The organism is Streptomyces purpurogeneiscleroticus, assembly GCF_020024005.1.
Lineage (GTDB): Bacteria > Actinomycetota > Actinomycetes > Streptomycetales > Streptomycetaceae > Streptomyces > Streptomyces purpurogeneiscleroticus.
Map to the genome: position 1 here is coordinate 1 of NZ_NHSG01000362.1, position 13,804 is coordinate 13,804.

Genomic DNA, 13,804 nt, shown 5'->3' on the forward strand with positions numbered 1-13,804 from the left:
GCCCTCCCCCGCCCCCGTCCACCTGGTGGCGGGTGGCAGCAGTGGTATCGGGGCCGCCGTGGCCGAGCTGGCGGCGGCTTCCGGTGCGCGGGTCGCCGTTTGCGGGCGGCGGGCCGACGTGCTGCGCAAGGTCGCGGACGGCTGCGGGGCAACGGCGTACGTCGCGGACGTCACCGACCGGGCGCAGGTCGAGGAGCTGGTGGCCGCCGTCGTACGGGATCACGGCCGCCTCGACGGCGTCGTCGCCAACGCGGGCGTGATGCGTCCGGGCGGGGTGCTCGACCTGACCGACGAGGACTGGGACGCAACGCTGCGCACCAATCTGACCTCAGTTTTTCTCCTCGCCCGCGCCGCGATGCCCCATCTCATCGACGCCAAGGGGTCGTTCGTGACGGTCGGCTCGATCGCCGGGCTGCGCGCCTCGGGAGGGATGACCGCGTATGCCGCGTCGAAGGCCGGTGCGGCCATGCTGACCGCCACGCTTGCGGCCGAGTTCGGGCCGCGTGGCGTACGCGCCAACACCGTGTGCCCCGGCTGGACCCGCACCGAGATGGCGGACGAGGAGATGCGGGAATTCGGCGGGCCGTTGGGACTCGGCGTCGAGGAGTCGTATGCCGAGGTCACCGCCCTCGTACCGCAACGCCGTCCCGCCGAGCCCCGGGAAATCGCCGACGCTGTGCTGTGGCTCCTCGGCCCGCACTCCTCCTACGTCAACGGCACCACCCTCACCGCGGACGGCGGTACCACCATCGTCGACCCGGGCGCAGTGCCGTTCGAGTTCCGCTTGTCGGAGCGGTAACAGCTCCTGTTCTCAACGGAGTTGTCAGACGCTCCTGAATACCTCGTCGTATGTCAGGCGAGGGGCGCGGGGGCGGAAGGCGTCCGGCGCCGGGCGGCCGATGTTCGCCACGACCAGTGCGCGGTGTTGGCCGTCGGGGAAGAACTCCTCGGTGACGGCCTTGGCGTCGAAGCCCGCCATGGGGCCCACGGCGAGGCCGGCGGCCCGTACGCCCACGATGAAGTACGCGATCTGGAGGGAGGCGTTGACCACGGCCGTGTCGTGCCGCAGGGACTCGTCGGCGAACAGGTCGCGGGCGTTCGGTACGTGCGGTGCGACCTTCGGCAGCGTCTCGTGGAAATCGAGGTCGGCGGCGAGGACGACGACGAGCGGCGCCTGGCGCACCTTGGGCTGATTGCCGGGTGCCATCCGCTCGACGAGTCGTGCGCGTGCCTCGTCGCTGCGGATCAGGACGGCGCGCAGCGGCTGGCTGTTGAGTGAGGTCGGGGCGTTTTTGATGAGCTCGTGGATGGCGGTGACCTGCTCGTCGGTCACCGGATCGGCGGTAAATGCGTGTGCGGTGTGGGCCTCCTTGAAGAGGAGATTCTGCGCGTCAGTGGCGAGGGGAGAAATCAAGGAATTCACAGCGTTTCACCTCGCGGTGTAAGAGAAATGTCGGGGTCGATCAGGCGGAGCATTTCGACGGTGTCGAAACAGTCCTCGAAGTGCACGGCCAGGCCGTCCGCGCCGAGTGTCCAGGAGTGGACGAAACGCAGGGTCGCCTTGCGGCCGTCGCGGGAGGTGACCTCCCGGTCCCCGAGCACCATTACCCGGTCGCCGTCGACCAGGAATTCGTGCGGGTCGAGGACCATTCCGCCCAGTACGCCGGGCACTCGGGCGAGGAATTCCCGCATGCCGTCGTGGCCGTACTTGGGTCCGCCGAGGCCCACCCCCCGCATGCCGTCGGGGTGCACCCAGACGACCTCGGGGTCGAAGCAGGACAGGATGGCGTCGATGTCCCGGCGGTGGAATGCGTCGTAGGCGGCCCGGATGCGTTTCTCCGCATCGCTTGCCGCGTGGGTCCGGTCCTCCACGTCGGTGGCGTTCACGCTGGGACCTCCTTCGTGTCTTTCAGGGGGATGTCGGGGAAGTGTGCTCGCAGCGTGCGGCGGATGCCGTCGTGCCATTCGACGGTGCAGTCGCCGATCAGCGAGCGCCGCTTGGTGCTGTCGAAGGCGTATGTCTCACGGGTGACGGCGGTCTTCTCGAACTTCGCCTCGACCCCCGTGAGCGCTGCCATGTACGCGGCGCAGTCGGTCATGCCGACCGGCTCGTCGCCGCCCCAGTTGACGACGGTCGCGGGTGTGCTCGCGATGGACCACAGCAGTGGGACCTGGTGGACGAGGTCGTCGGTGTGGATCAGTGAGGCCCAGTTCTGGCCTTCGAGCGGGACGGGGATCGGCTCGCCGGCCAGCATTTTCTTGAAGTACATGACGGGTACGCCGCCGTAGGAGGCCGGTCCGTACGAGATGTTGAGGCGGGCGATGGTCGTGGGTACGCCGAGCGTGCGGGCGTACGCGCGGGCCGCGCCCTCCGCCGCGATCTTGCAGACGGGGTACGCCGGCAGCCAGTCGGCCACGCCGTCCAGCGGGTCGGTCTCCTTGTACTGATGGTCGAGCGTCTGGCGCTTGTAGAAGGCGCCAGTCGACACGTGCAGGAATGCCTCCGCCTTGCGGCAGTGGGTCATGAGTCGTCCGACGGCGACCGAGTTGATCTCGATGGCGGTGTCGAAGTCGCCGTCGTGGCCGCGATGCACCGCGGAGTGCATGACGTGGGTGAAGTCGTCGGGCAGTGCGTCGAGGGTGTCCTCGCCGCCCATGTCCCAGTGGTACGTCGTGATGCCGCGGGCACGCAGTTCGTTCTCGACGCCGGGGGTGGTGAAGCGGCCGAGGCACCAGACCTCGTTGTCGGCGGCGAGGGCCTCGGCGACCGGGCGGGCCGCCTGACCGGTGCCACCGGTGATCAGGATTTTCTTGCCGTCTGCCAAAGCGGTTGCTCCTGTGGTCAGTTGCCGCCGAGGGACCGGTCGAGTTCGGACCGGAGGATGGCCTGGAAGGCGGCGACGTGTTGGGGGCCCATGAGTGTGTAGTGCTCGCCGGGTACATCGAGGTAGCGGTTCTGCTCGCGGGTGTGCTCGTCCCAGCGGCGCAGTTCGTTGTTGAGCCAGTCCTCCTTGGTGCCGCGCAGTGGGATCGCGTAGAAGACGCTCATCCGCCGTACGTCCCCGCTGGGCCGGTACGTCCGCCCGAGCCCGGTCAGGCCGTCGGCGAGGTCCGCCCAGGCCGTGAACCGTTCCAGATCCAGGTCCAGTTCGGCCAGCCGCTCCGGTGGGGCGATGTCGATCAGGTGCTTGAGCTGCGCGTCCTTGCCGAGCGGTCGCAGCTGTGCGGGCAGCTCGGCGGCCTGCTGCTTGGAGACCAGCTCCAGGAACATCGCCAGGTTGACCGCCGTCTCGATGTAATCGAGCTCTTCCATGCGGTACTTGATGTGGGGCGGGAGGTTGAAACTGCCGAGGAAGTCGACCCGCTCGCCCTCGGCCTCCAGGATCTTGGCGATCTCGAAGGCCACCGCCGAGCCGAAGGAGTAGCCGGCCAGCGCGTACGGGCCGTGGGGCTGTTTCCCGCGGATGGCGGCCGCGTATGTACGGGCCATTTCGTCGAAGGACTCGAAGGGCTTCTCGCCGGGGTTGAAACCGCGCGCCCGCAGCGCGTAGAAGGGGCGCTCCTGTACGAAGTACTTGGCCAGGTTGACGAAGACGAGCACCTCGCCGACGCCCGGGTGGACGCAGAACAGCGGTGTCTTCTCGCCACTGGTCTGCAGCGGCACGATCGGGTCGTACGCGGCCGGGCCGGCGTTCTCGCGCGCAGTGAGCCGTTTGGCCAGCTCGCGGACGCTGGGCGCGGTGAGGATGGCGAGGACCGGCAGGTCCACGGCGCCGAGCCGGCTGCCCAGCAGCCGCTTCATGCGCAGGATGTCCAGCGAGGTGCCGCCCAGGTCGAAGAAGCTCGCCGTGGCGCTGACCGTGCCGGGCGCCAGGTCGAACAGTTCCGCGTAGATCTCCGCCAGGGCCTGCTCGGTCTCGCCCTCGGGGGCGGTGTGTCCGCCGAGGTGGCGGGTGACCACGTCGTCGACGGCGGCGCGCTGCGTGGCGTAGTCGCCGGCCTCCAGGCGCTTCCGCAGGAGGGCACGCTGGATCTTGCCGAGGCTGGTCTTGGGGAAGGTGTCAGCTGGCAGTGGCAGCAGCAGCGCCGGGCGGAAGCCCCAGGCCATGACGATGCTGTTGCGCATCGCGATCAGCAGACGGTGCAGACCGGCCTCGTCGTCCGGGGCGAGGGTGGTCGCGAAGGCCACCACGAGCTGCTCCGTGTCGCTGCCCTCGGGGCGGGTCGGGAAGGCCGCGACGTACGACTTCCGTACCCCGTCGAGGTCCTCCAGGAGCGCTTCCAGCTCGTGGCTGAAGTAGTTCACACCGTTGACGATGATGCTGTCCTTGCTGCGCCCGACGAGGGTGAGCCGGCCGTCGACGAGGCGCCCCAGGTCGCCGGTGCGAAACCAGCCGTCGGCGGTGAACGCCTCCTTGGTGGCCTGCGCGTTGTTGAAGTACCCGCCGGTGATCATCGGGCCGGTCAGCTGTACCTCGCCGGTCTCGGCGTCGTCCTCCAGCACCTGCTCGGGGTCGTCCTCGGCGGCGATCCGGATGGCCAGCCCGGTCACCGGGCGGCCCACCGCGGCGAACTCCGCGCCCAGGTCGCCCTCGGGGAACTCCCGGTTGTAGATGCTGCCGGCGCAGGTCTCGGTCATGCCGAAGGCCGGCCACAGCACATCGCGGGCCAGGCCGTACTTGGCGAGCTTGTCCAGGAACGCCACTCCGGTGGTGACGAGGTTGGCCTCGCCGCCGGACACGATGTGGCGCAGCGAGGACAGGTCCAGCGACAGCTCTCCGGTCAACTCGCCAGGCAGTTCGTCAGGCTGCCCGTCAGGCGGCCCGTTAGGCCGCCCGTCAGGCAGCTCGTTCAACGCCTGGTTGATCAGGCCGAGCAGGAAGTTGGGCGTGAAGGTCATCGTCACGCGGTGCGCGTCGATGAGCCGGAGGAAGCGCACCGGGTCGCCGAGGATCCTGTCCGGGGTGGTCTGCAGTTGGTCCGCGCCGACCGACAGCGGCAGCAGGTGTGCCTCCAGCAGGGCGGCGACGTGATCGTACGAGATCCAGTTGAGTGTGATGTCCGCCGAGGTGAGGCCCTGTATGTCGGCCTTGGCCGCCATGGAGGCCAGCAGGTTGGCGTGGGTGAGCAGCACGGCCTTGGAGTTGCCGGTGGATCCCGAGGTGAGAACCATCAGGGCGACGTCCGTGGGCCGGGCCTCGGCGATCTCCATGAGGTCGTTACCAGGGAAGGCGTGGGCCGTGAGCTCCTTGAGCACCGCCACCTCCAGGCCCGGGATCTCCGGCATCTCATCGCGCAGCCGCCCCGTGGTGACCAGCAGCGGACCGTCGAGCAGGGCGTTGACGTGCGCGAGCTGGGCGGTCCACCGCTCCGGATCGTTGCGGAGGGGAACGAGGGGGCAGGCGGTCATGCCGCCGAGCAGACAGGCCCAGAAGGCGGGCAGGAAGTCGTCCGGCCGCTCCAGCAGCAGCGCGACCTTGCGGCCGGGCTCCGCGCCACGGGCGCGCAGTCCCGCCAGGATCAGGCGGGCCTCGTCCAGCAGCTCGGGGTACGGCTGGAGCCGGCTCTCGGCGGGGTCGTCCGCCAGGCAATACTGCAGTCCCTTGCCCGGATGCTGCTGGGCAGCCCGGACCAGCAGGTCAGCGAGGTGCGCGGGCTCCGGCCGGGGTCGGGAGTCTGCCGGAAAGGCGGTGGGTGGGTGTCCGGAGACAAATTCCTGATACGTCGTCATCGTTCATCGTCCCTCTCCTGAGAACAGGCACATGGGCATGGAACGGCTGCGGAAACCGGTACCGAAACCAGACGCTCCCGCGATTGCTCCCTCATGTCCCATGAGTCAATCGGCTGTTAAATCAGCCTTGTATGGAAAGGGATTTGATGGTGAGTCACAGTTCTTGACTGCGCAACCGGAGGGAAACCATGACGGGTCGGCGTCGTGTTGGAGTTCTTCCCGTAACTCAAGTCGCTGCGCAGAAGGGGTAATTCATGAATGCTTACCGCCGCAATAACCGAGCCCGGGTGCGCTTCGTCGGGACGCTGGTGGCCGCGGTGGCGGTCATGGGCGTCGGCGGGGCCGGTACGGCCTCGGCGGCCACGATGACGACCGCGCACGCGGGCCATGAGGCGGCGCCCGCGTCCACCCTCACCAGCCCCGTGGGCGAGTCGGTGGACGCACTGTGGAAGCACGTCGAGATGTACCACCTCAGCGACCCGTCGTGGGAGCTGACCAGCATGCTCACCGACCCGTCCGGGAACCTCAAGGTGCACGGGCAGATGCTGGACGACACGCTGTCCCCGCTCGTCGGGACGGCCACGGGAGCTCTCGGCGGCTGAGCGTCCGACCGCCCGGCTGGCCCAAGTCGCCTCCGCAGGGCTAAGCTGATCATTGGCCCGGATGCCGCATCCCCCGTCGGTATCCGGGCCGTTTCCGTGCGCCGTACCCGTACCGGTACGTGTATCCGTACTTGTACGAGGCCGGCGGCAGCACAGAGGGCCCCAGGTTGAAGAACCTGGGGCCCTCTGTCGTACGGGCTCTTCCTGCCCCACCCCCGTGGAGGCCGGACGAGCCCGGGTCAGTGGCGCTCGCTCACGCGGTGAACGCGGGCGGGCGGACGGGCTCGGGCAGGAGCCGGGCGAGGTGCTTGGCCACGTCGAGGACCGTGCGGTCGGCCAGGTAGGGGCCGATGATCTGGATGGCCAGCGGCAGGCCGTCGGCGGTACGGCCGGCGGGGATGACGGCGGCGGGGAGCTTGACGTGGCCGGCCATGTTCAGCCAGGCCGTCTGGTCGAAGTACGGCCGCTTCTTCCCGTCGACGGTGATGGAGCGGCCGGGAACCGGGGTGTCGGTCTGGTCGTCGACCGCCGCGGTCGGCGCGGCGGGCGTGATCAGGACGTCGTGGTCGGCGAAGTACTCGGCCCAGCGGCCGCGCAGCTTCTCGCGCTCCTCGTTGGCGAGCAGCCAGTCGCGGTGCCGCATGGTCCGCGACTGCAGGAAGAGGCCGCCCGGGGCGTCGGCCTCGGTCTTGTCGGCGGCCGCGATGTCGGCGGCGAACGCCTCGTCGGGGGCGGTCGCGCTCGCCGTGGCGTACATGAGGCGCTGGAACAGCTTGTCGCTGTCGGCGAGGTCCACGGGCCGCGCCGAGTCGTCGACCGTGGCACCGGCGGACCGCACGAGCTCGGCCACCTGCGCCAGGAGTGCGCGGGTCTCCTTGTCGACGTGGCAGTACGGGTCGTCCTGCCAGAGGCCGATCCGGTAGTCGGCGAGGCGCTTGTGCTTCGGCGCGGGGAGTTCGATCTTCCAGGCGGCGGCGTCGGCCGGGGCCGGTGCTGCGAGCACGTCCAGGAGGACGTCGAGGTCCTCGGGCGTGCGGGCGATCGGGCCGACGGTGATCATGTCGGAACTGGTGAGCCAGCCGGGCGGGCGCGGGATGTGGCCGCGGGTCGGCACGATGCCGTAGCTGGGGCGCAGCGCGTACACACCGCAGTACGCGGCCGGGAGACGGAGGGATCCGGCGAGGTCCGAGCCGACTTCGAGGCTGGTGAGCCCGGCGGCGACGGCGGCGGCCGGGCCGCCGGAGGAACCGCCGGCGGTCTTGGTGCCGTCGTGGGGGTTCTTCGTCGTGCCGAAGAGGGGGTTGGACGTCTGGATGTCCTGGCACATCGTCGGGACGTTGGTCTTGCCGATGAGGACGGCACCGGCCGCGCGGAGGCGGGCGACGGCGTCGGCGTCCTGGTCCGGGACGTGGTCGGTGAGGTCCGGGGAGCCACTGGTGGTGCGCAGTCCGCGCGTTTCCAGGGCGTCCTTCACGGTGAGGGGCAGGCCGTGCAGCGGGCCGAGGGGCTTGCCGGTCTCGGCCAGGTGGCGGTCCGCGTCGTCGGCGGCCGCGCGGGCGGCGTCGGCGTCGAGGGTGACGACCGCGTTGAGGTCGTCGGTCCCGGCGATGTGCTGGAGGTACTGCTCCAGCAGGGCGCGGCTGGTGATCTTGCGTGCGCGCAGCGCGGCGAGCTGTTCGCGTGCGGGGGCCAGGTGCAGCGCCTCGGTGGGGGTCTTCGGCGCGCCGGCGCGTGCGCGCGCTGCGGCAGGTGCGGCCATGGAGGCCGCCGCGGCGACGGCCGTGGCAGCGACGAGGAGGGTGCGTCGGAGAATCACGAACGGGCTCCAGAGGTGGTGCTGTGGGAGGTGGCGGCGTGGGGGCTCTCGGCAGGAGGGGCGAAGTACGAGGCGACGCGCTGAAGGTGCGTCAGCTCGTCCTCGGTGGTGGTGAGGGGCAGCTCCGCGTCGGCGTAGTCGGCGGGGGTCTCGACGGGATCGTCGGCGCGGTGCCGGAGGAGGGCGTCGCGGATCTGGTCGGCGGTGACGGCGGCGGCGAGGTCGGCGCCGGTGCGGCCCGCGGCCCGGTGCCTGGTCTCGGACGCGTCCCGAGCGGCCGGGTCGAGGTAGCGGCGCAGCAGCTTCTGGCCCTGGCGGATCTCGACGCGGCGGCGCAGCAGGGGGAAGTGGGCGCTGCGGCCGCGCAGCAGGTCGTCGCGGTGCGGGGCCGGGCGGCGCAGGGTGATGCCGGGGTCGGCCCGGTCCAGCGCGGCCCACAGGTGGCGCAGCTGCCGGTAGCGGAGGTGCGCGGTCGTCCAGTCGCGGGCCGCGGCGGTCCGGCGGGCCAGGGTGGGGAGGAAGTAGCCGATCTGGGTGGCGGTGGCGCCGATGTCGCCGCACGCCCAGGCGAACGGGTCGAGGTGCTCGACGCCGAAGCCGGCCACGGCCCCGACGACCGCGCCGATCCGGATGGTGCTGTATCCGAGGGTGATGATCGCGCCGACCGTGATGAGCCGCAGGCCCCAGGTGATCGAGGGGTTGCTCGCGGTGCGGGCGTACTTCCAGCAGGACCGGGCGAGGTAGAGCTCGGCGACGGTGTACGTGCCGAAGTACAGCAGTACGTACGCCTGGTAGTACGGGTCGTGCGCGTAGTACGTCGCGAAGTCGGCGGGGCGGGTCGTCGCCGGGGTGAGCAGGGCGAACAGTACGGCCATGCCGGCGATGACCGCGGCGGCCGCGATGAGCAGCAGGCGGCTGCGGCGGCGGGCTTCCGCAGCCGGCTTCGACCAGTACGCGAGGACGGTGGCCTGCAGCGCGAAGACGAGGGTCACGCAGCTCTGGGCGAGCGGTACGGAGATGTTGGTGACGCCGAAGACGCCGTCGATGCGCACCCACACCCAGGTGAGGGAGACGGCATAACTGATCGCGGAGAAGCCGTACGTGAAGGCCAGCGCGACCAGGGCGCGGTCGCGGCGGCTCTTGGCGAGGTCGCGCAGCAGGAAGAGGAATCCGCTGCCGGCGATCGCCAGACACAAGGGGTGGAGTATGTCTTTCACGGGGCCTGATTCGGTCAGCGCAGCAGCGTACGGGCGATGGGGTCGGAGTCCCGGGCGGTGCGGGAGGTGCGGGAGGCCGTGGCGCGAGGGTTGCTCACGTGCTCCTGCAGCAGGGATCCGAGCATTTCGGCTTCGAACTCCTCGGGTTCGTTGTAGCGGGTCCGGCCCAGGACGAGCCGGACGGTGCTGGGGTCGATGCCGTCGATCAGGCCGCCGAGGCTGCCCTGGGCGATCGGGGCCTTGCCGCGGTGGCGCCTGAGCATGTGCGCGAATTCGTGGCCGACGATGATCTCGGCGTGTGCGCGGCTGATGCCCGTGTCGTAGAAGACGTAGTCCGTGGTGTCCGTGGCGAGCCACATGCCGCAGGGCGCCGAGGCGTCCAGGGAGTCCGCGTCGGCCGGGTCCGGAGTGAACGGCATGAGGCGGATCGAGCGGCCGAACCGATTCTCCATGAAGGGCACCAGGTCGAGGACGCTGTCCACGGGCGGCAGGTCCAGCTCTGCCACGAATGCCCGGCTGCGCCGCTCGACCTCGTCGGCCTCGCGGTCACGACGGCTGCGCCACATGCGGCTTCCTCTCCAGATCGACGCCCCGGGGCCCGTCATGGCGAGCCCCTCTCGGGGTCGGCGGGCAGCCCTTCCATCTCCCGCACCGCGTCGATCGCCTCCAGGACCTTGCGCTGGCTCGTGTCGGACAGGCCCATCGCACGGAGGGCGATCTCCCGCACGCCGGCCTCGCTGAGCTTCCGCAGCAGCTCGAACTGGTCCGCGACCTTCCGCGTGATCTCGTCCTCGACGAAGTAGCCGGCCTCCACGCCGAAGAAGCGCGCGAGGAGCGGCAGGAGGGTGATGGTCGGCGTCCGCTCGCCCTTGCGCAGCATGCCGAGGTAGGCGCCGGTGCAGCTGTCGTCGCCGTACGACGAGATCGTGCGTGCCACGTGCGCGTTACTGAACTCCTTGGCCCCCGGCGCGCGCACCCGGTCGAAGAGGAAGTTCAGCCGCTCGGCGAACGAAGCGCCCGGGCCCGGAACGGGTACCTCGGGGTGCTCCCCCGGCGTCCTCGTCCCGGCGTCGGCACTGTCGTCCATTGCGGCCACGGCTGCTTCCTCTCGATCCGCCTAAACTATAGTTGACGCCATTACGTGACCGGAAGCCCGGGTTCTGTGATGAGCACGACGCAGACGAGTGCGCGACGCGGATGAGTGCGACGCGGATGAATACGACTGGTGCGACGCGCACGGCAGCGGGCCCCGGCGAATACCTCGCCGGGGCCCGCTGTACGACTGATGAGCGGTCTCAGTCCGTGCCGGACTCCATCGCGGCACGGTCCAGCGCCGCGTCCTCCGCCGAGACCTCGCCGCGCGAGGCGATCGCCTGGGCGCCGCCCTGGTCCATGGCGCCGATCAGTCCGGTCGAGGCCGCCTGCGCGGCGCCGATCGGCGTCGGGTGGCCGCCGCCGACCAGGCCCAGGCCCGCGTACTGCTCGAGGCGCGCACGGGAGTCGGCGATGTCCAGGTTCCGCATGGTGAGCTGGCCGATCCGGTCCACCGGGCCGAACGCCGAGTCCTCGGTCCGCTCCATGGAGAGCTTGTCCGGGTGGTAGCTGAACGCGGGGCCCGTGGTGTCGAGGATCGAGTAGTCCTCGCCGCGCCGCAGCCGCAGCGTCACCTCGCCGGTGACGGCCGCGCCGACCCAGCGCTGCAGCGACTCGCGGATCATCAGCGCCTGCGGGTCCAGCCAGCGGCCCTCGTACATCAGCCGGCCGAGGCGCCGGCCCTCGTTGTGGTACGCGGCCAGGGTGTCCTCGTTGTGGATCGCGTTGACGAGGCGCTCGTAGACGATGTGCAGCAGCGCCATGCCCGGCGCCTCGTAGATGCCGCGGCTCTTCGCCTCGATGATCCGGTTCTCGATCTGGTCGGACATGCCCAGACCGTGCCGGCCGCCGATCGCGTTGGCCTCCATGACCAGGTCGACCGGGGAGGCGAACTCCTTGCCGTTGATCGTGACCGGGCGCCCCTGGTCGAAGCCGACCGTCACGTCCTCGGTGTCGATCTCCACCGACGGGTCCCAGAACCGCACGCCCATGATCGGGTCGACCGTCTCGATGCCCGTGTCGAGGTGCTCCAGGGTCTTCGCCTCGTGGGTGGCGCCCCAGATGTTGGCGTCCGTGGAGTACGCCTTCTCCGTCGAGTCCCGGTACGGCAGCCCGTGCGCGAGCAGCCACTCCGACATTTCCTTGCGGCCGCCGAGCTCCGTGACGAAGTCCGCGTCCAGCCAGGGCTTGTAGATCCGCAGGTGCGGGTTGGCGAGCAGCCCGTAGCGGTAGAACCGCTCGATGTCGTTGCCCTTGTACGTGGAGCCGTCGCCCCAGATCTGCACGCCGTCCTCGAGCATGGCCCGCACCAGCAGCGTGCCGGTCACGGCACGGCCGAGCGGCGTGGTGTTGAAGTACGGGCGCCCGCCCGACCGGATGTGGAACGCGCCGCACGAGAGCGCGGCCAGCCCTTCCTCGACCAGCGCGGCACGGCAGTCGACGAGCCGGGTGATCTCGGCACCGTACGCGGTGGCACGGCCGGGCACGGACGCGATGTCGGGCTCGTCGTACTGACCGATGTCGGCGGTGTACGTGCACGGGACGGCGCCCTTGTCACGCATCCAGGCGACGGCGACCGAGGTGTCGAGCCCGCCGGAGAAGGCAATGCCGACGCGCTCGCCGGTGGGGAGGGAGGTGAGGACCTTGGACATAGCAAGAGTATGCAACATCCCGTATGGCCATGCAAGCGGGAATGCTTCCGAAGGGCCGGGCCCCCTCGCTGGAGCCCGGGTCCTTGGCGGAGCGATCACGCCCCGTACCGCCTCGGCGTCAGCCGGCCGGCAGTGCTTCCGCCGCGGTGCGCAGGGTCTTCGCGGCCAGCCAGCAGGCCGAGGAACAGGCGCGGCATGCGGTGGCGGCCGCGGTCGAACGGCTGGACGGCGGCCGCACCGAGCTCGACGCGCGCAGGCATCGTGTGTCGTAGACGCGCGCAAGGCATCACGTGTCGCACTTGACCGGCCCGGAGGTCCTGGCACCAGCACCGGCCCCGGTGCCGGCCGTGCCTGTGTCCCCCGCACACACTCTGTTTGGCGAAGTGTCACCGCGATGAACGAGGACCACTGCCGCGAGTCCGACGGCCAGGCCGAGGCACGTCTGAAGACCGAATGCCTCACCGAACATGACGGCTCCCCAGACCGCCGTGACAGGGGCCATGAGGAACATGAGCGTATTGACCTTGGTGACTCCGGAGCGCTTCAGGATGAGCCAGTACAACCCGTACCCGCCGAAGGTGGACAGGGCTACGAGCCAGGTGATCGCGACCCAGAACGAGGGTTCAGCCGGCGGCTGCGCGGCTCCGGTGCTCACGGCGAGCGCCGTGAAGACGACGGTACTGGTGACGCAGTGGACGGTCATCGACACCGTCGGCGCGACCCGCGTGCGGGAGCGGCTTTCCAGGAACGTGGCCACGACCAGCGAGAACATCCCGAGGAACGGGATGAGATAGGCCCACCAGGCCACGCCGACGCGCGCCGCGGCATCAGCCGTGGTAACGATGACGACGCCGCACACCCCCAGGCACAGGCCGAGCCACTGCTTGCGCGAGACGTATTGACGCAGCAACGGGCCGGCGAGCGCTCCGGCGACCAGGGGCTGGACGCCGTCGATCAGGGCCGTGGTGCCGCTGGAGACCCCGAGCTGGATCGCGTAGTAGACGGTGAGCAGATAGCCGCTCTGCGACAGCACGCCGATCACGGCCTGCCTGGCCACGTCCCGCACGGCGAGGCCCCGCCACGACGTTCTGGCGACGGTCGCGGCGACGGCGAGCAGGACGACGGCCAGCGGCAGGAACCGCCACATCAGGATCGTGACCGCGGAAGCGCTGCCCGCACCGAGCTTGGCCCCGATGAACCCGGAACTCCAGCACAGCACGAAGGCGACCGAGAGCAGGAAGTTCACACCTCACCCCTCCACTAAACAGATCGGTATACCCACCTCCCGCCCACTATACAGATCGGTATACTTTTGAGCATGGGTGCTACCGAGAAACCGCGACGGATCACGATGACGCCTGCCGCGCTGCGCGTGCGGGAGGCCGCTGCGAGGCTGTTCTACGAGCGCGGCATCCACGCCGTCGGCGTGGACCTGATCGCCGCCGAGGCCGGGGTGACCAAGAAGACCCTCTACGACCGGTTCGGCTCCAAGGAGCAGATCGTCGTGGAGTACCTCGCGGACCGCGACGAGCGCTGGCGGGCCTTCCTCGACCAGTACCTGGCGGCCGCACCCCCAGCGCCGCCGGCGCGCGTCCTGGCCGTCTTCGACGCCTCGCACGCATGGTCGTCGGAACACAGCTCCAAGGGGTGCAGCATGGTCAACGCCCACGCCGAGATCAGCGATCCGTCCCACC

Annotated in this window: 14 protein-coding genes; 4 read left to right on the forward strand and 10 right to left on the reverse strand. The window is 70.1% G+C overall.

The annotated features are described in order from the left end of the window. The coding region (locus CCS38_RS25220) for an SDR family NAD(P)-dependent oxidoreductase (RefSeq protein WP_308050870.1) at positions 1–799 on the forward strand (799 nt) is incomplete at its 5' end. Between the two features lie 24 nt (positions 800–823). Here the strand turns inward: CCS38_RS25220 and CCS38_RS25225 are convergent. The 4 genes from CCS38_RS25225 to CCS38_RS25240 are packed head-to-tail and all read right to left on the reverse strand — an operon-like array spanning position 824 to position 5,731. Next, on the reverse strand, positions 824–1,414 hold the full coding sequence (locus tag CCS38_RS25225; protein WP_223735612.1) for a malonic semialdehyde reductase: 591 nt from the start codon (positions 1,412–1,414) through the stop codon (positions 824–826). A 5-nt stretch (positions 1,415–1,419) separates the two neighbouring features. Next, positions 1,420–1,887, reverse strand: a complete 468-nt coding sequence (locus CCS38_RS25230) for a nuclear transport factor 2 family protein (protein ID WP_223735600.1) — start codon at positions 1,885–1,887, stop codon at positions 1,420–1,422. Next, positions 1,884–2,825, reverse strand: coding sequence for an NAD-dependent epimerase/dehydratase family protein (locus CCS38_RS25235; protein ID WP_223735601.1), 942 nt, complete (start codon positions 2,823–2,825; stop codon positions 1,884–1,886). Before CCS38_RS25235 ends, CCS38_RS25230 begins: the two co-directional genes overlap by 4 nt. Before the next feature lie 17 nt (positions 2,826–2,842). Then, positions 2,843–5,731 carry a non-ribosomal peptide synthetase gene (locus tag CCS38_RS25240; RefSeq protein ID WP_223735602.1) on the reverse strand — a complete coding sequence of 963 codons (2,889 nt, stop codon included), beginning with the start codon at positions 5,729–5,731 and terminating at the stop codon, positions 2,843–2,845. Positions 5,732–5,985: 254 nt separating this feature from the next. Between CCS38_RS25240 and CCS38_RS25245 the strand changes: the two genes are divergently transcribed. Beyond that, entirely contained in the window at positions 5,986–6,333 is a 348-nt protein-coding gene (locus CCS38_RS25245; protein WP_223735603.1) for a hypothetical protein, read from the forward strand. A gap of 253 nt (positions 6,334–6,586) precedes the next feature. Here CCS38_RS25245 and CCS38_RS25250 read toward each other — a convergent pair whose 3' ends face one another. The 5 genes from CCS38_RS25250 to argG all read right to left on the reverse strand — a co-directional run bounded on the left by CCS38_RS25250 (position 6,587) and on the right by argG (position 12,110). Then, the gene (locus CCS38_RS25250; protein ID WP_223735604.1) at positions 6,587–8,149 is read right to left on the reverse strand and encodes an amidase; all 1,563 of its coding nucleotides are present in this window, start codon (positions 8,147–8,149) and stop codon (positions 6,587–6,589) included. Beyond that, positions 8,146–9,366: an MAB_1171c family putative transporter gene (locus CCS38_RS25255; protein WP_223735605.1), complete on the reverse strand. Its 1,221-nt coding sequence runs from the start codon at positions 9,364–9,366 to the stop codon at positions 8,146–8,148. Before CCS38_RS25255 ends, CCS38_RS25250 begins: the two co-directional genes overlap by 4 nt. Before the next feature lie 14 nt (positions 9,367–9,380). Continuing rightward, positions 9,381–9,932 carry a M48 family metalloprotease gene (locus CCS38_RS25260; RefSeq protein WP_223735606.1) on the reverse strand — a complete coding sequence of 184 codons (552 nt, stop codon included), beginning with the start codon at positions 9,930–9,932 and terminating at the stop codon, positions 9,381–9,383. Positions 9,933–9,967: 35 nt separating this feature from the next. Further along, a complete protein-coding gene (locus CCS38_RS25265; protein ID WP_223735613.1) occupies positions 9,968–10,453 on the reverse strand; it encodes a hypothetical protein in 486 nt (161 codons plus the stop codon). Positions 10,454–10,661: 208 nt separating this feature from the next. Continuing rightward, a complete protein-coding gene (argG, locus tag CCS38_RS25270; RefSeq protein WP_223735607.1) occupies positions 10,662–12,110 on the reverse strand; it encodes an argininosuccinate synthase in 1,449 nt (482 codons plus the stop codon). 83 nt (positions 12,111–12,193) lie between these two features. On the opposite strand from argG, the gene CCS38_RS25275 reads away from it, so the two are divergent. Further along, positions 12,194–12,382, forward strand: a complete 189-nt coding sequence (locus CCS38_RS25275; protein ID WP_223735608.1) for a hypothetical protein — start codon at positions 12,194–12,196, stop codon at positions 12,380–12,382. Positions 12,383–12,396: 14 nt separating this feature from the next. Here CCS38_RS25275 and CCS38_RS25280 read toward each other — a convergent pair whose 3' ends face one another. Then, complete coding sequence (locus CCS38_RS25280; protein ID WP_223735609.1) at positions 12,397–13,356, reverse strand: DMT family transporter; 960 nt, start codon at positions 13,354–13,356, stop codon at positions 12,397–12,399. Positions 13,357–13,428: 72 nt separating this feature from the next. Between CCS38_RS25280 and CCS38_RS25285 the strand changes: the two genes are divergently transcribed. After that, the coding region (locus CCS38_RS25285) for a TetR/AcrR family transcriptional regulator (RefSeq protein ID WP_223735610.1) at positions 13,429–13,804 on the forward strand (376 nt) is incomplete at its 3' end.